Source organism: Streptomyces sp. NPDC037288 (genome assembly GCF_055603265.1).
On record NZ_JBVJVY010000024.1, the window covers coordinates 116,948 to 137,293 of the forward strand.

Sequence of the window (20,346 nt, forward strand, 5' to 3'; positions counted from 1 at the left end):
TCGATGGCCACCTTCGCCCTGGTCGTGACCATCGCGGTCGCGCTCTTCTTCACGTACACGAACGGCTTCCACGACTCGGCGAACGCGATCGCCACGTCGGTGTCGACGCGGGCGCTGACCCCGCGGGCGGCCCTCGCCATGGCCGCGGTCATGAACCTGGCCGGCGCCTTCCTGGGCTCGGGCGTCGCCAAGACGGTCAGTGAGGGCCTGATCGAGACCCCGGCCGGCTCGACCGGCCTGGGCATCCTCTTCGCCGCCCTGGTCGGCGCCATCACCTGGAACCTGACCACCTGGTACTTCGGCCTGCCGTCCTCCTCCTCCCACGCGCTGTTCGGCGGCCTGGTGGGCGCGGCCCTGGCAGGCGGTACCGCCGTCCACTGGAACGGCGTGGTGGACAAGATCATCATTCCGATGTTCCTGTCCCCGGTGGTCGGCCTGATCGTCGGCTACCTGGTCATGCTGGCCATCATGTGGCTGTTCCGCCGATCCAACCCGCACAAGGCCAAGCGGGGCTTCCGCATCGCGCAGACGGTCTCGGCGGCGGGCATGGCGCTCGGGCACGGCCTCCAGGACGCCCAGAAGACGATGGGTGTCGTGGTGATGGCACTGGTGATTTCCGGCCACGAGACCTTCGGTGATCCGATCCCGGTCTGGGTCAAGATCGTCTCGGCCCTGATGCTCTCCCTCGGCACCTACGCGGGCGGCTGGCGCATCATGCGCACCCTCGGCCGCAAGATCATCGAACTCGATCCGCCGCAGGGCTTCGCGGCCGAGACCACCGGTGCCTCGATCATGTTCGGCACGGCGTACCTCTTCAAGGCCCCGATCTCCACGACCCACGTCATCACCTCGGCGATCATGGGTGTGGGCGCCACCAAGCGCGTCAACGCCGTCCGCTGGGGCGTGGCCAAGAACATCGTCCTGGGCTGGTTCATCACGATGCCGGCCGCCGCACTGGTGGCCGCACTGGCCTTCGGCGTACTGAACCTGACGGTCCTGTAACCGCCCTTCCCGAGCGCCCGGCGAATCGGCCGGGGCTGAGCAGCAGAACGCAGTGGGCCCGCCCCCGGGAGCCAGGGGCGGGCCCTTTTGCGTCCTCGCGGTGGCACCGCCATGCAGCACCGCGAGGGGATCAGGGGCCGATCAGCCGAAGCGGCCGGAGATGTAGTCCTCCGTCGCCTGCACCGACGGGTTGGAGAAGATCCGCTCGGTGTCGTCGATCTCGATGAGGCGGCCGGGCTGGCCCACCGCCGCCAGGTTGAAGAACGCCGTACGGTCCGAGACACGCGCGGCCTGCTGCATGTTGTGCGTCACGATGACGATCGTGAAGCGCTCCTTCAGCTCGCCGATCAGGTCCTCGATCGCCAGGGTCGAGATGGGGTCCAGCGCCGAGCAGGGCTCGTCCATCAGGAGGACCTTCGGTTCCACCGCGATCGCACGGGCGATGCACAGGCGCTGCTGCTGGCCGCCGGAGAGGCCGGAGCCCGGCTTGTTCAGGCGGTCCTTGACCTCGTTCCAGAGGTTCGCGCCCTTGAGGGACTTCTCGACGATGTCGTTCAGTTCCGACTTCTTGTACTTGCCGTTCAGGCGCAGGCCCGCCGCCACGTTGTCGAATATCGACATCGTGGGGAAGGGGTTGGGGCGCTGGAACACCATGCCGACCTCGCGGCGGACGGACACCGGGTCGATGCCGGTGCCGTACAGGTCCTCGTCGTCCAGCAGCACCTTGCCCTCGACGCGGCCACCGGGGGTGACCTCGTGCATCCGGTTCAGCGTGCGCAGGAACGTCGACTTGCCGCAGCCGGAGGGGCCGATGAACGCCGTCACCGAACGCGGCTCGACGGTCATCGAGATGTCCTCGATCGCCTTGTGGGAGCCGTAGTAGGCGGTCAGTCCGCTTACGTCGATTCGCTTGGCCATGTCGTCTACTTCACTTCCAGAGATTCAAGCTCGGTCGCTGTTGGCCGCCGTCAGCGACCGGTCTTCGGGGCCTTCCAGCGGGCGATGCCGCGGGCCACCAGGTTGAGGATCATCACGAAGGCGATCAGCGTGAGGGACGCCGCCCACGCGCGGTCGTAGGCCGCGTTGGCGCCCGCGCTCTGCGCGTACTGCTGGTAGATGTACAGCGGCAGCGACGCCTGCGCACCCTCGAACGGGTTGTTGTTGATGAACGGGTTGCCGAACACCAGCAGCAGTACCGGGGCGGTCTCGCCCGCGATACGGGCGATGGCCAGCATGACGCCGGTGGTGATACCGCCGATGGAGGTCGGCAGGACCACCTTCAGGATGGTCCGCCACTTCGGCACACCGAGCGCCAGCGAGGCCTCGCGCAGCTCGTTCGGGACGAGCTTGAGCATCTCCTCGGTGGAGCGGACGACGACCGGCATCATCAGGATGGCCAGGGCCAGCGAACCGGCGAAGCCGAACGGCTGCATCTCGAAGATGAGCATCAGCGACAGGATGAACAGGCCGGCGACGATCGACGGGATACCCGTCATGACGTCCACGAAGAACGTGACGGCCTTGGCGAGCTTGCCCCGCCCGTACTCCACCAGGTAGATCGCGGTGAGGATGCCGATCGGCGCACCGATGACGGTGGCGAGGCCGACCTGCTCCAGGCTGCCGATGATGGCGTGGTAGATACCGCCACCGGGCTCGGAGTCGGCGACGACGCCCATGGAGTGGGTGAGGAAGTAGACGTCGAGGACCTTCACACCGCGCGAGACGGTCACCCAGATCAGGGAGACCAGCGGGACGACGGCGAGCAGGAAGGCGACCCAGACGAAGGAGGTGGCGATCCGGTCCTTGGCCTGCCGGCGGCCCTCCACCCTGGAGGCGATGCCGTAGGTGCCGAGGAGGAAGAGGAACGCGGCGATCAGACCCCACTGGACCTTGCTGTGCAGGCCGCCGACCAGGCCGATGGCCACGGCCAGGACGATCGAGCCGGCGGCGATGGCCCACGGGGACCACGTCGGGAGGCTGGCGCCGCGCAGCGTGCTGGGGCGCTTGTCGGTGACGGCTGCGGTGGTCATGCGTTGGCCCCCGAGTACTCCTTGCGGCGGGCGATGATCGCGCGGGCCGCGCCGTTGACCAGCAGGGTGATGACGAACAGGACGAGACCGGAGGCGATCAGCGCGTCGCGGCCCTGCTCGGTGGCCTCACCGAACTTGCTGGCGATGTTCTGGGCGAAGGTGCCGCCGCCCGGGTTCAGCAGGCTGAGGTGGATGACGTAGTCCGGGGAGAGCACGGTGGCGACGGCCATCGTCTCGCCGAGGGCGCGGCCGAGACCGAGCATGGACGCGGAGATCACACCGGAGCGGCCGAAGGGCAGGACGGCCATGCGGACGACCTCCCAGCGGGTGGCGCCGAGGGCCAGCGCGGCCTCCTCGTGCATCCGCGGGACCTGCCGGAACACCTCACGGCTGACGTTGGTGATGATCGGCAGGATCATGATCGCCAGCAGGATGCCGACGGTGAGCATGGCACGGGGCGCGCCGTCGTCCCAGGAGAAGAGGCCGGTCCAGCCGAGGTAGTCGTTCAGCCAGCCGTACAGGCCCGTCATGTGCGGGACGAGGATCAGGGCGCCCCAGAGGCCGTAGACGATGGACGGCACGGCGGCGAGCAGGTCGATCACATAGGCGATGGGACCCCTCAGCCGGCGCGGGGCGTAGTGGGTGAGGAACAGCGCGATCGCGACGGCGACGGGGACCGCGATGACCATGGCGATGATCGAGGAGACGACCGTGCCGTAGGCCAGCACCGCGATGCCGAAGCTCGGCGGGGTGAGGTTGGTGTTCCACTCGAAGGTGGTCAGGAAGTTCCCGTGGTCCTTGCTGATCGCGAGGGAGGCACGGTAGGTGAGGAAGACCGCGATCGCGGCCATGATCACCAGCAGCAGGACGCCGGAGCCGCGGGACAGGCCGAGGAAGATGCGGTCGCCGGGGCGGGCCGCGCCGTGGGCGCCTCGCTTCTGCTCGGTCGCTGTGGGCTGGGGCGTGGGGGGAGGTGCGTCGGTTGTCTTGGTCGATATGTCCATCGGGATCTCCGGTCTGCGGAGCCGGGCGCCCTCACGGGCGGCGACTCATGGCGGCGGTGCACCGGACGGTGCGGCCCGGGCCCTGTCGGGCACGGGCCGCACTCTCGGATCAGGTCAGCTCAGGCCCTCGATGGTGGTGCGGACCTTGGCGATGATCTCGTCGGGGATCGGGGCGTAGTCGTTGCTCGACAGCGCCTTCTGGCCGTCCTCGCTGGCGATGTAGCGCAGGAAGGCCTTGGTGGCGGGCAGGGTGTCGGACTTGTTGCCCTTGTCGCAGACGATCTCGTACGTCACCAGGGTCATCGGGTAGGCGTTCTCGGCCTTGGTGGCGTAGTCCAGCTTCAGCGACAGGTCCTTGCCGGTACCGACGACCTTGGCGGCCGCGATGTCGGCGGTGGCGCTCTCCACGGACGGCTTGACCGGGGTCTTGGCGCCGGTGGCGATGGCGACGGTGGTCATGTCCTTGGCGTAGGACAGCTCGAAGTAGCCGATCGCGCCGGCGTTCTGCTTGACGCCCTGGGCCACACCGGCGGAGCCGGAGGCCGCCTGGCCGCCCTGGGCCTGCCAGGCCTTGCCGCCGGAGTACTTCCAGTTGTCCGGGGTGGTGGCGATCAGGTACTTGGTGAAGTTGTCCGTCGTACCGGAGTCCTCGGAACGGTGGAAGGCCTGGATCTTCAGGTCGGGCAGCTTCGCCGACGGGTTCAGCTTCTTGATCGCCGGGTCGTTCCAGTTCTTGATCTTGCTGTCGAAGATCTTGGCGATCGTCGGGGCGTCCAGGACCAGGTTGTCGACACCCGGGACGTTGTAGCCGAGGGCGATCGGGCCGCCGACCATCGGCAGGTCGATGCCCTGGCCGCCGGAGCAGACCTTCTTGGAGGCGGTGACGTCTTCCGGCTTCAGCGCGGAGTCCGAACCGGCGAACGCGAGCTGGCCCTGGTTGAAGGAGGTGACGCCGGCGCCGGAGCCGCCGCCCTTGTAGTTGATCTGCACGCCACAGGCCTGCGAGAACGCCTTGACCCATGCGTCGATCGCGTTCTTCTGCGCGGACGAGCCGTCTGCCAGCAGCTGGCCCTTGGCACCGTCGCACTTGACCGAGGAGGCGTTGGCGGAGCCGGACGGATTGCCCGAGCCCTTGCCGCCGCCACCGTTGTCGTCGGAGCCGCACGCCGTCAGGGCCAGGGCGCCGGTCACGGCGATCGCACCGAGCGAAAGGGCGCGCAGCCGGTTCTTGCGCTGAAGCTTCACTTTCGGGAGTTCCTTCCAGGAGCCGCCGCTGTCGGCGGCGTGCGAGGTGGTGAGGTGCCGAGCCCATGAGCGAGCGCGCTCCGCACCGTGCACGGCCGAAATTAGGCAGAACAGGTGAAGCCGCCGATGGCCGGAAGTGAACGGGGGGTGAACCCCTGCCATCGGCCCGGTGAGGTCACGGAATGCTTACGGGGAGAGCACGTGGAGGTTCCGACGGCCGGGTTACACGCACACGTCTTCGACGTTCGTTTCCCTGTGCGCGAACTGTTACGAACCAATGTGCGCACGGGGTCGTCTCACCCCAGGAAGGGCCAAGGGGGCCCGCGGAGAGGCGACAGAAGACGATGCACATGGAACGCCGTACGTTCATCGCGGGCGGCACGGCCGCGCTGGCCGCGACCGCACTGACCGGCTGCGGCTCGGGCTCGGGCAGGTCCACCGCGTCGGCGACCACGGGCTCATCGTCCCTCACGTCCCTCAAGACCACCAGCGCGAACGCCGCCGCGACCTGGGCGGCGCTCGCCCGTGACCTGGACGGCCCCCTGATCCGCCCCGGCGACGCCACGTGGAAGACCGCCCACCAGCTGTACAACACCCGCTTCGACGGTCTGAAACCGGCCGCGGTGGCGTACGCGGCGCACACCGACGACATCCGTACGACGCTGGCGTACGCCCACGCGCACAACCTACGGGTGTCGATACGCAACGGCGGCCACTCCTACGCGGGCTACTCCTCCGGCGACAACCGCCTCGTCCTGGACGTGTCCCGGCTGAACCGCATACGGGTCAGCGGCGGGACGGCGGTGGTCGGCGCCGGCTCCAAGCTGATCGACGTCTACCGGGCGCTGGCCGCCAAGGGCGTGACCATACCCGCGGGCTCCTGCCCCACCGTCGGCGTCTCCGGCCTGGTCCTCGGCGGCGGCCACGGCGTCGCCTCCCGCGCCTACGGCCTGACCTGCGACAGCCTCACCCAGGCGACACTGATCACGGCCGACGGCACCCAGGTGACGGCCGACGCGAGGAACCACTCCGACCTCTTCTGGGCGCTGCGCGGCGCGGGCAACGGCAACTTCGGCGTCGTCACCGAGCTGCAGTTCAAGACCCACCCGGCGCCGCAGGCGGTCACCGCGTACATGACGTGGCCCTGGGCGAAGGCGGCCGCGGTGCTGAGGGCCTGGCAGGAGTGGGGCCCGAGCCAGCCCGACGAGATCTGGTCCTCCGTGCACCTGGCGGCCTCGCCGGGCCGCACCCCGACCATCTCCGTGGCCTGCTTCTCCCTCGGCACCTACGGCGAACTGCAGAACGCCGTGGACCGCCTGGCCCACGCGGCCGGCGCGAACGCCGCCTCCGTCACCCTGCGCCGCCGGGGCTACGAGGAGGCGATGGAGATCTACGCCGGCTGCTCCTCCTTCTCCACCGACGCCCAGTGCCACCTGCCCGGCTCCACCCCGGGCCGCTCCCCGCAGGGCAAGCTCGGCCGTGAGACGTACGCGGCCCGCTCCGACTTCTTCGACCGCTCCCTGTCCGCGGCGGGCATCCAGACGGTGCTGCGGCAGATCGGCTCGGTGCGGGGCGGCGCGGGCAGCATCGCGTTCACGGCCCTCGGCGGCGCGGTCAACCGCGTCTCGCCCACGGCGACGGCGTTCGTCCACCGCCGCTCCCGGATGCTGGCGCAGTACATCGCGTCCTGGGGAGCGGGGGCCTCCGGCGGTTCGGCCCAGTCATGGCTGGCCTCGGCCCACCAGGCGATGTCTCCTTACGCCTCCGGCGCGGCGTACCAGAACTACACGGACGCGACGCTGAGGGACTGGAAGAAGGCGTACTACGGGGACGCGGTGGCGCGGCTGGGGAAGGTGAAGCAGCAGTACGACCCGCAGCGGTTCTTCTCGTACGCGCAGGGGCTGTGAGGACGGGGCCCGCGGGGCGCCGCCGGCGCGGACCCAAGCGAACCCACCCCGCCCAGCCGCAGCACCGGCTAGGCCGCCAGGTCGCGTTCCTCTGACCCGACCGGCTTACGGGCGCTGGGAAGCACCGCACCCTCACGCGCCCCGCCCACCGGCCGGCGCCGTACGATCCACCCCGCCCTCGGCGACCGCTCCACCGCCCGCATCAAGGGGGTGAGCAGCGCCATGGCCGGCGGCGACAGCAGCAGCGCGACCGCCGTACCGAGCGCGAAACCGCCGACGACGTCCGTCGGGTAGTGCACCCCCATGTACACCCGGCAGAAGCCCTCCAGCAGCGCCAGCCCGATCCCGGCGATGCCGAACCGCCGGTTGGCGACGAACAGCCCCACGCCCAGCGCCATGGTGATCGTCGCGTGGTCGCTGACGAAGGAGAAGTCGGTCTTGCCGGAGACGAGGACGTCCAGCCCCTGGTGTTGCACGAAGGGGCGGGGTCTCTCCACGAACCCCCGGATGGGCACGTTCACCAGCACCGCGACGCCGGCCGCGAGCGGCGCCCACACCAGCGCGGCGACAGAGGAGGCGGCATCCTCGCCGCCCCGGCGCCGCACGGACCACCAGCACCACAGCACCAGCAGGACCATGGCCAGCAGCAGGCCGTACTCGCCGACGAACTCCATGACCCGGTCGAACCAGTGCGGGGCGTCCTTGGCCAGGCCATTGATGTCGTAGAGCAGGTCGACGTCGGGGTTCGATCCGGATTCGGCGAGTACAGCCATGGTGCTGCGGCCCCTTCGTCGGCTACCGGACGCACCTCGTGTGCGCCGCTCCTACCCCCGTGGTTCGTAGATCCGCTTCCGCTGCACTGCCGTACTGACGTCCGCTCGGCTACGTCAACAGGAACGCACGGCCACCATCAATACGTTCCACTCTCCACTGAAAGATCACGCAGACGTTATCGAAGAGAGACTCATCACCGCAGCTCAGGCTGGTGGTTCACGCACCGTGCACACCGTCTCAAACCGGTGTGGGGAGCGCTTTTGCGCCATCCGCGGTGACCCGGGTGGCGCCGAAGTAGTCGCCCGTGTCGACGGGATCGAACCGGATGACGGCCCCGGTGCGCGGCGCGTCGATCATGTACCCGCCGCCCACGTAGATGCCCACGTGATGGATGGCCCGCGAGTCGCTGCGGTCGGTGGAGAAGAACACCAGGTCACCCGGCAGGAGCTGATCCCGCGAAGGGTGCGGGCCGGCGTTGTACTGGTCGTTGGCGACGCGCGGCAGGGTGATCCCGACCTTCGCGTACGCCGCCTGGGTGAGCCCCGAGCAGTCGAACCGCCCGCCCTGCGCGGCCGATCCCTCGCCGCCCCACAGGTAGGGCGTCCCCAGCTTGCTCTGCGCGAAGGCGATGGCACCGGCGGCCTGCCGGGTGGGGTCGAGCCGGCTGACGGGCGCGGCGAAGCTCTGCTCCAGGCTGCGGATCCGCTTGACGTAGTTCCGCGTCTCGCTGATGGACGGGACCCCGCCGGCCCTTATGACGCGGTAGGCACCGGCGTTGTAGGCGGCGAGCATGTTGTCGGAGACGTTGCCCGGCACGTCCTTCACGTCCTTGGCGAGTTCGCAGTCGTACGAAGCGGCCGACGGGATCGCGTCGTTGGGATCCCAGACGTCCCGCTTGCCGTCCCCGTTGCCGTCGATGCCGTGCGTGGCCCACGTGCCGGGGATGAACTGGGCGATGCCGCGCGCGTCGGCGGGGCTGACGACGTTCGGGTTCCAGCCACTCTCCTGGTACAGCTGGGCGGCCAGCAGCGCCGGAGTGAGCGCCGGGCACAGGTTGCCCCACTGCTGCACGAGCGACGTGTAGGCGGCCGGTACGGCCCCCTTCGCGAGCCCCCGGCTGCCCGAGGTGGCCGAGTTGAGGAGGTTTCCGGCGACGACGTACACCCCGACGACGAGCAGCACGACGAAGCTCAGCCCGCCCCCCACGAGGGCACCACCGACGACCCACGCCTTACGCACCGTCAACCGCCCCTCGCCACCGGCAAGTCCACCGGCAGCAGTCTAAGAGCGGACCCGTCCCGGCACGAGAACCCCGGACCGCCGCACCGCACGAAGGTGCGGACAGGTCTCTGACGCGCCATCACCCGGCGGGAGTGCGGGGCACCGGCTCAGGAGTCGCCGGCCGCGTCCCTGTACAGCTCGGCCGCCTCGCCGCGCAGCACCACGCTGTACGACACGTCGTCGGTGGAGCCGCCGTCCTCGTGTCCGCCGAGGATGCCGACGACCTGGCCGTCGCCGTTGATCCAGGGACTGCCGCTGGTGCCGCTGGTGAAGGCGGGGCAGTTGATGCGCTGCTGGCCCGTGCTGTGCCGGGTCGGCTTGTTGGTGCAGCTGATGGGTTCCTCGCGGGTGTCGGGGTAGCCGATGAGCGTCACGGCGGTGGCGCCGGTGGCCGTGCCGGGCGCGAACCGGTTGCCGCCCACCACGTCCTCGACGCGCTTGCCGTCCAGTTCGGTGACGGCGGCGAAGGCCAGGTCGCCGTCCTCGTCCCGGCCCCTGGCCCAGCTGTCGGGCAGGTACCGCCTGCTCACCGTCCACACCCCGTACGGCGCCTTCCCGTCCCGGTAGCCCGGCACGAACACCAGGTCGCCGTCGGTGTCGCTGACGCAGTGTGCGGCCGTGGCGATGAGGTCGCGCCGCGGGCTGTGCACGACCGAGGCCGTGCAGAAGTGCCCGCCGGCCAGATGGCCGGCCCGGTCCGCGCCGAACAGCGCGCCGACCCGCGGCGTCTGCCGGTTCGCGACGGCATCGACGGTGACCCCGAAGGGCCCCGGCCCGTCGTCGGCGGCCGCCACGGATGCCGAGGTGACGGCGAGCATCACCACAGCACCGAGCAACGCGGGACGCGAGGTGACCGAGATGCGTGAGGAGCACTTCATCAGCCCCCACTCTGTCCCAGGAAGGTGAGAATCGCGCTCCGGCTTCGCTGAGATTTTCCTGTGAAACGTCCTACGGCCGCCGCCCCCGGCTCAGCGATGAACTCTTGCGCATACCGGGACGTACTCCCTATAGGCGCTCTTTGTCCGGAAGGACAGCCCTTCACCCAGAAGGTGGTGACCAGAAGGTGATGAGTCGGATGGCAACCTCGACCCCCATGACCCGTACCCGTACGGCACTCGGCACGACGGCGGTCGCCTTCACCGCCGCCCTCGTCCTGGCCGCCTGCTCAGGCGGAGGAAGCGGCGGTCACGCGAACGTGAGCGGCTCGGCGAAGGCCGGCTCGGGGAACCGGGTGACGGTCACCGAGACCGAGTACGCGCTGAAACTGTCCCGGTCGTCCTTCACACCGGGCACCTACACCTTCGTCTCCGACAACCACGGCAAGATCACACACGCCCTGTCCATCGACGGCCCCGGCGTGGAGGACGCCAAGACCAAGAACGTCGACAGCGGTCAGCAGGCCACGCTGACGGTGACCCTCAAGAAGGGCACCTACGACCTGTACTGCCCGATCGACAGCCACAAGCAGCTCGGCATGGACAAGCACATCACGGTCGGCTGACCGGCTTCAGCCCCCACGACACCCCGGTCAGCTCCTCCGACAGTGTCCACAGCCGGCGGGCCGCCCGGGGGTCGCTGGCCGCCGTGCTGCGGCCGACGAGGGTGGGGGCGCCGCGCATCTCGCCGAGGCCGGCGGGGCCGACGTACGACGCTCCGGGGAGGTCCTGGCTCGCGGCGTAGAGGGTGGGCAGGGCGCCCGCCTTGTCGGTCTGCGCGAACACCCTGTTGCCGACGGCCATGACGGCCCTGGCCAGCCGGTTCTCGGTGTGGCTCTGCAGGTTGGTGGCCGCGTAGCCAGGGTGGGCGGCGAGGGCGCGGACGGGGGATCCGGCCTCGGTGAGGCGGCGCTGGAGCTCCAGCGTGAACAGGAGGTTGGCCAGCTTGGACTGGGCGTAGGCGCGGACCGGGGTGTAGCGGCCGCGCAGGTTGACGTCGGCGAAGTGGATCACACCGTCGCCCAGGCGGTGGGCGCCGGAGGAGACCGTCACCACCCGGTCGGTGAGGTGCGGCAGCAGCAGGTTGGTCAGCGCGAAGTGCCCGAGGTGGTTCGTGCCGAACTGCATCTCGAAGCCCTGCTCGGTGCGCTGCTCCGGCAGCATCATCACGCCGGCGTTGTTGATCAGCAGGTCCAGCGGGCGGTCCCAGGCGTCCGCGAACTCCCGCACCGAGTCCAGGTCGGCCAGGTCCAGGCGGCGCACCTCGGTACTGCCGCCCGCCTTCGCCGCGGCGGCGCCGCCCCGCGCGAGATCCCGTACGGCGAAGACCACATGCGCGCCGGCGCGGGCCAGCGCCTCCGCGGTCGCGAGGCCCAGGCCGCTGTTGGCGCCGGTGATCACGGCCGTACGGCCGGTCAGGTCGGGGAGATGGGTCGGGTTCCAGGTATCAGCCACGCCCCCAAAGTAGGCGCCGACAACAATGATGTCAATGACAACATCAGGTTACGATGGTCCGCATGCCGCGCATGTCCCCGTCACCGACGAACCGCCCCTATCACCACGGGGACCTGCGCGCCGCCCTGCTCAAGAGCGCGGACCGCACCCTGCGCGAGAAGGGGGTCGGCGCGCTCTCGCTGCGCGAGCTGGCCCGTGACACCGGCGTGAGCCACGCCGCCCCCGGCCGGCACTTCAAGGACAAGCAGGCCCTGCTCGACGCCCTCGCACTGGACGGATACGAGCGCCTGAACCAGGCGCTGAACGCCGCGACCGACCGGCCGGAGCAGACCTTCGAGCAGCGGATGACGGCCCTCGCGCGGGCCTACCTCGGCTTCGCCGTCGACAATCCGGAGCTGCTCGAGCTGATGTTCGCCCGCAAGCACGACCCCGACAGCTCCGCACAGCTCGCCGCGGCCGTCGACGAGTCCCTCGGCTCCTTCACCCGGATGATCGCGGACGCCCAGGGGCGCGGCGAGATAGTCGAGGGCGATCCCGAGCGGATCACCCTGGTCGCCGCCGCGAGCCTGCACGGCCTCGCCGCCCTCATCGCCAGCTGCGCGCTCGACGCCGAGGAGACGATGAGCGGCCTGGACGCACACGTCCACCTGCTCCTGCACGGCCTCACACCCCGCTGACCCGTCCCCCCGGCCGCCCCCGCACCAGCACCAGCCCCCTCGCTGTGCGGCCCCTGTGCCCCGGGCCAAGCGGCGCCCAGCACAGCGCCGGCACACCGCCGCGGTGAACGAGGCCGTCAAGCTGGGCGCCAGGTCCGTACAACGCGGCCGGCACCTCCGTCCTCAACGACGTCACCAACGGCACCTGTTCCACGCCGTACTTCTGCACCGCCCGGTCCGGCTACGACGGCCCGACCGGCCGGGGCACCCCGCAGGGCACGGACGCCTTCGCCGCCAACTGAGCCGACCACCCCGTCGGGTCACGGGGAGCCGCCAGGTGAGGGGGACGTGGGATCTCCTTGTCCGCTTTCCCTCCCCCTCCCGTGAGAACATCGTCTCGACGCCTCACCCGACCGGCCGTCAGAAGCCGGACCAGGCCGTGAAGAAGGACAACGACGCAACCACACGCCAGGTTCCGGACGCACCTCGTTGCCCGGCGTGACCTGCCGTGATACACAGAGTGACCGTACGGGCTATTCGTACGAAACCCGCCAGCCAATGACGTCAAGTCGACATACGTTGGCGACGTTGTCGGCGACAATGAGGCCTGACCTCTGCACACCGCAGGGGGCCAAGCGGAACTACCCACCAGGGGCGGTGACTTACATGCTCTTTGCGGCCGACAAGGGAGACATCAACACCATCATCGGCGGGATCGCTCCGGACTGGGGCCCCTTCGGCAGCCTGGGCAACGAGGCCAAGGTGATGATCGAGGTGGTCATGGCCGTGGCCATCCTGCTCTGCCTCGGCATCGCGGTCTGGGGCGCGGCCAAGCAGCGGATCGGCGCCACGGCCCTGCGCGACACCTTCAGCGCCGAACAGGGCAAGGGCCTCATCATCGCCGGCCTGACCGGGGTCTTCATCATCGGTTCCCTCGGCACCCTGTTCACGATCGTGTACGGCATGGCGGTCTGACCCCGCCTTCCTCCCCCGGCTGAGGTTGCGTCTCCCTGATGTCCCTGATGTCGAGTCACCACACCCCGCCCGCGCGGGAACCAGCACGGCTACCGTCGTATCTCTACGAGGTGGAGAGGGCGAACGCGGCATGAACCCCGGAGACGAACAGGCCTACACCGACTACGGCGACACGGGCCACACCCGCACCCGCCTCCCTGACACCGACCCCTACGGCGGCGCCCCCCGCCGAGGCCCCCACCGCTCCTCCTCCCGAAGCCTGGTCACGGTGGTCGGCGTGGTGGTCCTCCTGATCGCAGCGATCGCTTTCGCCAACAGAGGCGACAGCTCGTCCGCCGACGACTCGACACCAAAGACCGCCCCACCCAGAACCTCCCCCACAGCCCCCTCGGGCACCCGCCCCGTCCAAACCACCCCCGGCACCATCCCCTCAGGCTTCGCCCGTACGGAGCAGGGGGCGCAGAGTGCGGCGGCGAATTATGCAGTGGTCTTGTGGTCCGACAGCATGGTTGACACGGGCAGCCGCCACGCAATCATCCAGGCCGTCACCGATCCCAGCGCTTTGAATCGCCTTCAGGCCAGCTTCGACGCCAACTATTCGGCTGACTTCCTCAAGAACGTGGGGCTCACCCCGGACGGGAACGCCCCCAAGGGCGACACCTTCGTGAACCGCACCCTGCCGGCCGGTACGAAGGTCACTTCCTACAGCGGCGAAGTGGCGATTGTCGACGTCTGGTGCAACACGCTCTTCGGCCTGGCCGGTGAGAGCTCGAACAATCCTGTGACCAGCGGCTGGTCCACTGTCACATTCAAGCTGAAGTGGAACAGCAGTGACTGGAAGATTCTGGAGGCCAGCCAGAAGACCGGCCCCACGCCGATCACTGGCGACAACCCCGTCTCCGGCGCTGATGAGATCGGTAAGGCGGTCAAGGAGTTCGGAGGGTTCACCTATGCCCGGTAGTCCGCAGCGCATCTTCAAGCTTGCCGGCCTGGTGGGAACGGTGCAGGTGGCTGTTGTGCTCCAGGCCACGCGAGCGATGGCGGCGCCATCACCCACGCCCGCTCCCAGCAAGAGTGCAAACTGCAGCCTGCTCGCGCCACCCGCAAGGAAATACTGTGAATCGGGTGGCAGTTCCAAGGGCTCTGGTCCCGCCATCGATAACCCCCTCACCGACACCCTCGACCCCCTCTCCTCCCTGGCCAAAGGCTGTGCCGATGCTGCCTCCTGGACCATCGGGAAGCTCAGCAAGGCCGTGAAGGAAACCGCCAACGTCGACTTCACCAACCCCAAGTTTCTGCAGCAGTACGCCATCGTGTTCGCCGCGTCCACGATCCTGACCCTCCTGCTGTGGCTGCTCGCCGTAGCCAAGCGCGCCGTGCGCGGCGTGCCGCTCACCACCGCCATCTCCGAAGCCATCGGCTTCCTCTGGCTCACGGTGCTCGCCTCCGCCTTCACCCCGCTGATCCTCTACACCGTCGTATCGGCCACGGACGGCGTGACGGACGTCCTCGCCAAGGCCACCGGCGACCAGGCCGACACGTTCTTCGGCACCTTCTCCGGCGCCCTCGGCAAGGGCACCAACATCGGCGGCGGACCGATCATGCTGATCGTCGTCTCCCTCGTGAGCATCCTCGCCGCCGGCGTCCTGTGGCTGGAGCTCGTCATCAGGGCCGCGCTCCTCTACGTCGGCGCCCTCCTCGGCACCGTCGTCTACGCCGGACTCGTCGACAAGAACCTGTGGGGGCACGTGCGCCGCTGGGCGGGCATCATGATCGCCGTGATCCTCGTCAAGCCCGTCATCGTGATCGTGCTCGGGCTCGCCGGGGCCCTGTCCAGCGGCAACGGCCCCGACGCCTTCTCCGCCGTCGTCTCCGGCCTCGCCATCATCCTGCTCGCCATCTTCGCCAGCGCGATGATCTACCGCTTCGTCCCCGGCTTCGGCGACGAGATCGCGAACGGCCGCAACAACCGCATCATGCAGGGCGCCGAGAGCAAGGCCGCCGCCGTCATCAGCTCCCCCGCCACCCTCGTCGCCCAGGGCATCAAGACCCACAGCACCCGCGCCGGCAACAACCAGGCGGCACCGGGCGGCTCCAGCAGCCCCCGCCCCGCCAACCCCGCCACCGGCGGAGTCGCCGCCCACAGCAGCCGTACCCCCACCGGTGGCGGCGGAGCCGTCCCCTCCGCCACGCCCGCGCCCCGCGCGCCCAGCCCGGTCAACACCCCGCACGCAGGCAACACCCGCAACAACCGCACGGGAGGTGAAGGGCGTTGACGACCGAGTCCCACCTGTCCCATCCGGTCACGCCTCGCCGTACATATCTGATCGGCCGCGCCCGGCCGAACGCGATCATCGGCCGGAACCGCGAGTCCGGTGAGATCGCGCTGATCATCGCGGGCGCGTTCCTCGGCATGATGTGCGGCCTCCTCGTCCCGGTCCTGTCCCTGCGGATCCTGCTGCTGACGGGCTTCCCGCTGCTCGCACTCGCCGCGGTCTACGTGCCCTACAAGCGCCGCACCTTCTACAAGTGGTTCGAGATCAACCGCAGCTACAAACGCACCGTCAAGGGCGGCCAGGCGGTCTACCGCTCGGCCTCCATGGAAGCCGGCACCCGCCTCGACGGACGCGAAGTCGAAGTCGGCCCTCCCCCCGGCATCGGCCGCATCACCTGGCTCGCCGCGCCCTTCGGGCCGGACGAGATCGCCGTACTGCTGCACGCCGACCGCAAGACGGTCACCGCCGCCATCGAGATCGAGGGCCCCGGCGTCGGCCTGCGCGACTCCGAGGACCAGGAGGCCCTGGTCGACCGGTTCGGCACACTGCTCAAGCACGTCGCCAACGGCGACGGGTTCGTGACGCGGCTGCAGATGCTCGCCCGCACCCTGCCCGCCGACCCCGACGCGCACGCCAAGGACGTCGCCCTGCGCGGCGACGACCGCTCCCTGGACTGGCTCCAGGAGTCGTACGACCAGCTGCAGTCCATGGTGTCCACGAGCAGCGAGCAGCACCGCGCCTACCTCGTCGCCTGCATGCACTACAGCCGCGAACTGGCAGCCGAGGCCCAGGCCATGGCCCGCGCCGTCCGCAGCCACGGCGGCAAGGTCGACCGGGACGCCGGCCTCGCCGTCGTCATGGCCCGCGAGCTCACCGACATCTGCTCGCGGCTCCAGGAGGCCGACATCCGGGTACGGCAGCCGCTGGGACAAGGACGGCTGGCCTCCCTGATCCACTCCATGTACGACCCCGACCACCCCATCGACCACATCCAGGCCATGACCCAGCGCAACGCATGGCCGGCCGAGCTCGACGCCATGGAGCCCACCTACCTCCAGGCCAAGACCCGGGAGTCGACGACCCGCGCCCCCTGGTGCCACGCCACCGCCTGGGTGAAGGAGTGGCCGATGACCCCGGTGGGGGTCAACTTCCTGGCGCCCCTCCTCGTCCACACCCCGGACGTCATCCGAACGGTCGCCGTCACGATGGATCTGGAGCCCACCGAGGTAGCCATCGAACGCATGCTGACCGAGAAGACCAACGACGAGGCCGAGGCCTCCCGCGCCGCCAAGATGAACCGGACCGTCGACCCCCGGGACATCGCCGCCCACAACCGGCTCGACCAGAGAGGCGAAGACCTCGCCAGCGGTGCCGCCGGCGTCAACCTCGTCGGTTACATCACCGTCTCCGCCCGCAACCCGGAAGCCCTCAACCGCGACAAGCGGACCATAAGGGCCTCCGCCGGAAAGTCGTACCTGAAGCTGGAGTGGTGCGACCGCGAGCACCACCGGGCCTTCGTGAACACACTTCCCTTCGCCACCGGCATCCGCAGGTAGGGGCTGATTCGCCGATGCGGGATCCGCTGTCCGTCCTCACCGACGCCTTCACCGCCTTCCTGTTCGGGAAGGTCGAAACGACCCGGCTGCCGGTACGCACCTCCACGGGCCAGGCCCAGGCGGTCTACCTGCCCACGGCCGCGCCCGGCCTCGGCGACTCCGGGGTCATCATCGGCCGCGAGGTGTACTCCGGGAAGGGCTACATCTACGACCCCTTCCAGCTGTACGGCCAGCAGCTCCCGGCCCCGCACTGGCTCGTCCTGGGCGAGTCCGGCAACGGCAAGTCGGCCCTGGAGAAGACGTACGTCCTGCGCCAGCTGCGCTTCAAGGACCGCCAGGTCGTCGTCCTGGACGCCCAGGGCGAGGACGGCGTCGGCGAATGGAACCTGATCGCGCAGGAGCTGGGGATAACTCCTATTCGGCTGGACCCGACGGCCGCCCTGAACCACGGGATCCGGCTCAACCCCCTGGACCCGGCGATCACGACCACCGGGCAGCTCGCGCTGCTCCGGACGATCATCGAGGTCGCGATGGGGCACGGCCTCGACGAACGCGCCGGCTTCGCCCTCAAGGTCGCCCACTCCTACGTCAACGAGACGATCGTGCACCGCCAGCCGGTCCTCTCCGACATCGTCGAGCAGCTACGGCACCCCGAGCCGGAGTCGGCCGAGGCGATGAACGTCGCCATAGACGACGTACGCGCCTGGGGCCTGGACGTCGCCCTGGTCCTGGACCGCCTCGTCGACGGTGACCTGCGCGGCATGTTCGACGGACCGACCACGGTCGGCATCGACCTCGACGCCCCGCTGATCGTCTTCGACCTCTCCCACATCGACCGCAACTCCATCGCCATGCCGATCCTCATGGCGATCGTCGGCGTGTGGCTGGAGCACACCTGGATCCGCCCCGACCGGAAGAAGCGCATCTTCCTGGTCGAGGAGGCCTGGCACATCATCAACAGCCCGTTCGTCGCCCAGTTGTTCCAGCGCCTGCTGAAGTTCGGCCGCCGGCTCGGCCTGTCCTTCGTCGCGGTCGTCCACCACCTGTCCGACGTGGTCGACGGGGCCGCGGCCAAGGAGGCGGCGGCGATCCTGAAGATGGCGTCGACCAGGACGATCTACGCCCAGAAGGCGGACGAGGCACGGGCCACCGGCCGGGTCCTGGGTTTGCCGAGGTGGGCGGTGGAAATCATCCCGACACTGACGCCCGGCATCGCCGTATGGGACGTCAACGGCAACGTCCAGGTGGTCAAACACCTGGTCACGGAGACGGAACGCCCGCTGGTCTTCACCGACCGCGCGATGACCGAGTCCTCCAGCGACCTCGCGGCCGACGAAACGCTGCGCGCCGCCGAGCTGGAGGCCGAACAGCGGGCGGCGGCCTTCGTGGAACAGCACCTGGGCGACTCCGAATCGACGGTGGCCTAGGGGCTCAGGCAGAGGCAGGGGAGGAACGGGTGAGACCGGACGCCGACGACCGCCGCGAGGGCCACCGGGACGGCCAGGGCGGCATCCCCGACGGCCTCCTGATCGGCACCATCGCGTTCCTCCTCGGCATGACCGTGCTGGTGTGGACGGCCACGGGGCTGGCCGCCCTCTTCGCCCAGGGCACCTGGCCCGACGGCGTCACCTTCGCCCGCACCCCCCTGGCCATGCGCCACCTCATCGGCGCCCCCCACGACATCACCGGCGCCTGGCCGGACACCCCCGCGTCCCAGCTGTCCGGCTGGGGACTGTTCTGGGGCCTGCTCATCGGCCAGCTGATGGTCCTGGTCGTGCTCACCGTGTTCGTGATGGGAACGGTGGCACGGTGGCGGGCGGGAAGAGCCACACGACGGGCCGGGAGGAGGGCGGCACAGGACGCTGCTACGGCACCGGCGCCCCAGATCACCGCACCGGCACCGGCACCCGCGCCCATGCCCGCCCCTGTGCCCGCGCCCGCGCCCCCAACGGCACCAGCGCCGGTGGGCACCCCCGCGCCTCGGCACGAGGTACCCGCACCTCGCAGCGAGCCCGATCCCCAGGGAGTGGGCACCCTCCCGGCCGACGGCGAACGGGCGGGCCGGTGGGAAAGAGTCCTCATGGCACCCAGGGAAAGCCGCCAGGCGACCGCAGCCCAAGCCATCCACGACGCGCCGGGCCCCGCCCTCGTCGTCACCTCGAACCCGGTCCTGTGGTCGGAGACGAAAGACTCCCGGTCCAAACTGGGCCCCATCCTCCTCTACGACCCCGCACACCTCTGTGACACACCGGCCCGGCTCCACTGGTCCCCCACCACGGGCTGCGAGGACAAACAGACCGCGCTGAACCGAGCGGTGGCGCTCCTCGCCCCCGTACGCCCCACAGCCAAGATCGACCAGACGGTGGCCGACACGGCCACGACCCTCCTGCGCAGCTACCTCCACGCCGCCGCCCTGGAGAACCGCACCATCCGCCACGTCCAGCGGTGGTCCCAGGGCACCCAGGTCCAGGAGGCCGTACGCACCCTCCGTACTCACACCAAGGCCGCCACCGGCGCCGCAGGCGAACTGGAGGCCGCGCTCACCGCACACCCCGAGCGCCGCGACATCGCCCAGGAGCTGACCAGCCGCGCCCTGTCCGCCCTGTTCACCGTGAACATCCGCGAGGCTTGCACCCCAAACCGAACTGATGCCCTTGCCTTGGATTCCTTCGTCCACGAAGCGGGCACGCTTTATGTGGTAGGTGAATCCATCGAGGACCCCAGGACGCACCCCGGCGCCATGCCGCTCCTGACGGCCCTCGTCTCGAGCGTGGTCGAGCGCGGCCGGCGCATGGCCGAACGGTCATCCTCCGGTCGGCTCGACCCACCATTCACCCTGGTGCTGGACGACATCGCGGCCGTGGCGCCGCTCCCCCAGCTCCCGGACCTGCTCGCGACCGGCAACGACCAGGGGCTGCCGACCCTCGCCCTGCTCCGCTCCCGCGAACAGGCCCGCTCCCGCTGGCCGCACCAGGAGCTGCCGGTCTGAAGGATGTCTCGTCCAGCAGCACTCGGTCTCTGAGCGGCAACGACCATGGACGTCCAGGTCGGACCGTATCCGTGCCGGCCCGACAGCCCTGTGAACCGCCTGCACGAGTCCGACACGAACAGGACGGCCCTGAACGCAGAAAGGCCCACGCCGGATGGCGTGGGCCTTTCTCAAGATTTGTTCGGCGGTGTCCTACTCTCCCACAGGGTCCCCCCTGCAGTACCATCGGCGCTGTGAGGCTTAGCTTCCGGGTTCGGAATG

Annotated in this window: 18 protein-coding genes, 1 rRNA gene and 1 pseudogene; 11 read left to right on the forward strand and 9 right to left on the reverse strand. The window is 69.6% G+C overall.

Annotated elements, in window-relative coordinates:
- Window positions 1–3 precede the first annotated feature (3 nt).
- Entirely contained in the window at window positions 4–1,002 is a 999-nt protein-coding gene (locus tag ACZ7GZ_RS25690) for an inorganic phosphate transporter (protein ID WP_471027673.1), read from the forward strand.
- A 141-nt stretch (window positions 1,003–1,143) separates the two neighbouring features.
- On the opposite strand, the gene pstB is transcribed toward ACZ7GZ_RS25690, so the two are convergent.
- The 4 genes from pstB to pstS all read right to left on the reverse strand — a co-directional run bounded on the left by pstB (window position 1,144) and on the right by pstS (window position 5,281).
- Window positions 1,144–1,920: a phosphate ABC transporter ATP-binding protein PstB gene (gene pstB, locus ACZ7GZ_RS25695; protein WP_471027675.1), complete on the reverse strand. Its 777-nt coding sequence runs from the start codon at window positions 1,918–1,920 to the stop codon at window positions 1,144–1,146.
- A gap of 50 nt (window positions 1,921–1,970) precedes the next feature.
- Window positions 1,971–3,032, reverse strand: a complete 1,062-nt coding sequence (gene pstA, locus ACZ7GZ_RS25700; RefSeq protein ID WP_471027676.1) for a phosphate ABC transporter permease PstA — start codon at window positions 3,030–3,032, stop codon at window positions 1,971–1,973.
- Window positions 3,029–4,036: a phosphate ABC transporter permease subunit PstC gene (gene pstC, locus ACZ7GZ_RS25705; protein ID WP_471027678.1), complete on the reverse strand. Its 1,008-nt coding sequence runs from the start codon at window positions 4,034–4,036 to the stop codon at window positions 3,029–3,031. Before pstC ends, pstA begins: the two co-directional genes overlap by 4 nt.
- Window positions 4,037–4,150: 114 nt before the next feature.
- Entirely contained in the window at window positions 4,151–5,281 is a 1,131-nt protein-coding gene (gene pstS / locus ACZ7GZ_RS25710; RefSeq protein ID WP_471027679.1) for a phosphate ABC transporter substrate-binding protein PstS, read from the reverse strand.
- Between the two features lie 350 nt (window positions 5,282–5,631).
- Between pstS and ACZ7GZ_RS25715 the strand changes: the two genes are divergently transcribed.
- On the forward strand, window positions 5,632–7,188 hold the full coding sequence (locus ACZ7GZ_RS25715; RefSeq protein WP_471027680.1) for an FAD-binding oxidoreductase: 1,557 nt from the start codon (window positions 5,632–5,634) through the stop codon (window positions 7,186–7,188).
- A gap of 68 nt (window positions 7,189–7,256) precedes the next feature.
- Here ACZ7GZ_RS25715 and ACZ7GZ_RS25720 read toward each other — a convergent pair whose 3' ends face one another.
- The 3 genes from ACZ7GZ_RS25720 to ACZ7GZ_RS25730 all read right to left on the reverse strand — a co-directional run bounded on the left by ACZ7GZ_RS25720 (window position 7,257) and on the right by ACZ7GZ_RS25730 (window position 10,121).
- Complete coding sequence (locus ACZ7GZ_RS25720; RefSeq protein WP_471027681.1) at window positions 7,257–7,961, reverse strand: phosphatase PAP2 family protein; 705 nt, start codon at window positions 7,959–7,961, stop codon at window positions 7,257–7,259.
- A gap of 238 nt (window positions 7,962–8,199) precedes the next feature.
- Window positions 8,200–9,207 carry a C40 family peptidase gene (locus tag ACZ7GZ_RS25725; protein ID WP_471027683.1) on the reverse strand — a complete coding sequence of 336 codons (1,008 nt, stop codon included), beginning with the start codon at window positions 9,205–9,207 and terminating at the stop codon, window positions 8,200–8,202.
- Window positions 9,208–9,350: 143 nt separating this feature from the next.
- Window positions 9,351–10,121 carry a trypsin-like serine peptidase gene (locus tag ACZ7GZ_RS25730; RefSeq protein WP_471027685.1) on the reverse strand — a complete coding sequence of 257 codons (771 nt, stop codon included), beginning with the start codon at window positions 10,119–10,121 and terminating at the stop codon, window positions 9,351–9,353.
- 197 nt (window positions 10,122–10,318) lie between these two features.
- On the opposite strand from ACZ7GZ_RS25730, the gene ACZ7GZ_RS25735 reads away from it, so the two are divergent.
- On the forward strand, window positions 10,319–10,744 hold the full coding sequence (locus ACZ7GZ_RS25735) for a cupredoxin domain-containing protein (RefSeq protein WP_471027686.1): 426 nt from the start codon (window positions 10,319–10,321) through the stop codon (window positions 10,742–10,744).
- Here the strand turns inward: ACZ7GZ_RS25735 and ACZ7GZ_RS25740 are convergent.
- On the reverse strand, window positions 10,731–11,633 hold the full coding sequence (locus ACZ7GZ_RS25740) for an oxidoreductase (RefSeq protein ID WP_471027687.1): 903 nt from the start codon (window positions 11,631–11,633) through the stop codon (window positions 10,731–10,733). The genes ACZ7GZ_RS25735 and ACZ7GZ_RS25740 overlap by 14 nt on opposite strands.
- 53 nt (window positions 11,634–11,686) lie before the next feature.
- On the opposite strand from ACZ7GZ_RS25740, the gene ACZ7GZ_RS25745 reads away from it, so the two are divergent.
- The 8 genes and pseudogenes from ACZ7GZ_RS25745 (at window position 11,687) to ACZ7GZ_RS25780 (ending at window position 20,085) form a co-directional block, all read left to right on the forward strand.
- Window positions 11,687–12,310 (forward strand): TetR/AcrR family transcriptional regulator, encoded by a 624-nt coding sequence (locus tag ACZ7GZ_RS25745; RefSeq protein WP_471027688.1) that lies wholly within the window; start codon window positions 11,687–11,689, stop codon window positions 12,308–12,310.
- 134 nt (window positions 12,311–12,444) lie between these two features.
- Window positions 12,445–12,591: pseudogene (locus ACZ7GZ_RS25750) on the forward strand (peptidase S8); the annotation flags it as partial.
- 364 nt (window positions 12,592–12,955) lie between these two features.
- Window positions 12,956–13,264 carry a hypothetical protein gene (locus ACZ7GZ_RS25755; RefSeq protein ID WP_014673544.1) on the forward strand — a complete coding sequence of 103 codons (309 nt, stop codon included), beginning with the start codon at window positions 12,956–12,958 and terminating at the stop codon, window positions 13,262–13,264.
- A gap of 130 nt (window positions 13,265–13,394) precedes the next feature.
- The gene (locus ACZ7GZ_RS25760) at window positions 13,395–14,225 is read left to right on the forward strand and encodes a DUF8175 domain-containg protein (protein ID WP_471027690.1); all 831 of its coding nucleotides are present in this window, start codon (window positions 13,395–13,397) and stop codon (window positions 14,223–14,225) included.
- Window positions 14,215–15,540 (forward strand): hypothetical protein, encoded by a 1,326-nt coding sequence (locus ACZ7GZ_RS25765; protein ID WP_471027691.1) that lies wholly within the window; start codon window positions 14,215–14,217, stop codon window positions 15,538–15,540. Before ACZ7GZ_RS25760 ends, ACZ7GZ_RS25765 begins: the two co-directional genes overlap by 11 nt.
- Entirely contained in the window at window positions 15,537–17,096 is a 1,560-nt protein-coding gene (locus tag ACZ7GZ_RS25770; RefSeq protein WP_471027692.1) for an SCO6880 family protein, read from the forward strand. The genes ACZ7GZ_RS25765 and ACZ7GZ_RS25770 overlap by 4 nt, the downstream gene beginning before the upstream one ends.
- Window positions 17,097–17,110: 14 nt before the next feature.
- Window positions 17,111–18,523 (forward strand): ATP-binding protein, encoded by a 1,413-nt coding sequence (locus tag ACZ7GZ_RS25775; RefSeq protein WP_471027693.1) that lies wholly within the window; start codon window positions 17,111–17,113, stop codon window positions 18,521–18,523.
- A gap of 29 nt (window positions 18,524–18,552) precedes the next feature.
- Window positions 18,553–20,085, forward strand: a complete 1,533-nt coding sequence (locus tag ACZ7GZ_RS25780; protein ID WP_471027694.1) for a type IV secretory system conjugative DNA transfer family protein — start codon at window positions 18,553–18,555, stop codon at window positions 20,083–20,085.
- 179 nt (window positions 20,086–20,264) lie between these two features.
- Here the strand turns inward: ACZ7GZ_RS25780 and rrf are convergent.
- Window positions 20,265–20,346: ribosomal RNA gene (gene rrf, locus ACZ7GZ_RS25785) — 5S ribosomal RNA — on the reverse strand; the annotation flags it as partial.

Bases quoted from the DNA above. Each gene is read 5' to 3' on its own strand.
- ACZ7GZ_RS25715 (WP_471027680.1), top strand. From the start codon at position 5,632: ATGGAACGCCGTACGTTCATCGCGGGCGGCACGGCCGCGCTGGCCGCG.
- ACZ7GZ_RS25690 (WP_471027673.1), top strand. From the start codon at position 4: ATGGCCACCTTCGCCCTGGTCGTGACCATCGCGGTCGCGCTCTTCTTC.
- ACZ7GZ_RS25760 (WP_471027690.1), top strand. From the start codon at position 13,395: ATGAACCCCGGAGACGAACAGGCCTACACCGACTACGGCGACACGGGC.
- pstB (WP_471027675.1), bottom strand. From the start codon at position 1,920: ATGGCCAAGCGAATCGACGTAAGCGGACTGACCGCCTACTACGGCTCC.
- ACZ7GZ_RS25765 (WP_471027691.1), top strand. From the start codon at position 14,215: ATGCCCGGTAGTCCGCAGCGCATCTTCAAGCTTGCCGGCCTGGTGGGA.
- ACZ7GZ_RS25755 (WP_014673544.1), top strand. From the start codon at position 12,956: ATGCTCTTTGCGGCCGACAAGGGAGACATCAACACCATCATCGGCGGG.
- ACZ7GZ_RS25745 (WP_471027688.1), top strand. From the start codon at position 11,687: ATGGTCCGCATGCCGCGCATGTCCCCGTCACCGACGAACCGCCCCTAT.
- pstA (WP_471027676.1), bottom strand. From the start codon at position 3,032: ATGACCACCGCAGCCGTCACCGACAAGCGCCCCAGCACGCTGCGCGGC.
- ACZ7GZ_RS25735 (WP_471027686.1), top strand. From the start codon at position 10,319: ATGGCAACCTCGACCCCCATGACCCGTACCCGTACGGCACTCGGCACG.
- ACZ7GZ_RS25720 (WP_471027681.1), bottom strand. From the start codon at position 7,961: ATGGCTGTACTCGCCGAATCCGGATCGAACCCCGACGTCGACCTGCTC.
- ACZ7GZ_RS25775 (WP_471027693.1), top strand. From the start codon at position 17,111: ATGCGGGATCCGCTGTCCGTCCTCACCGACGCCTTCACCGCCTTCCTG.
- ACZ7GZ_RS25730 (WP_471027685.1), bottom strand. From the start codon at position 10,121: ATGAAGTGCTCCTCACGCATCTCGGTCACCTCGCGTCCCGCGTTGCTC.
- pstC (WP_471027678.1), bottom strand. From the start codon at position 4,036: ATGGACATATCGACCAAGACAACCGACGCACCTCCCCCCACGCCCCAG.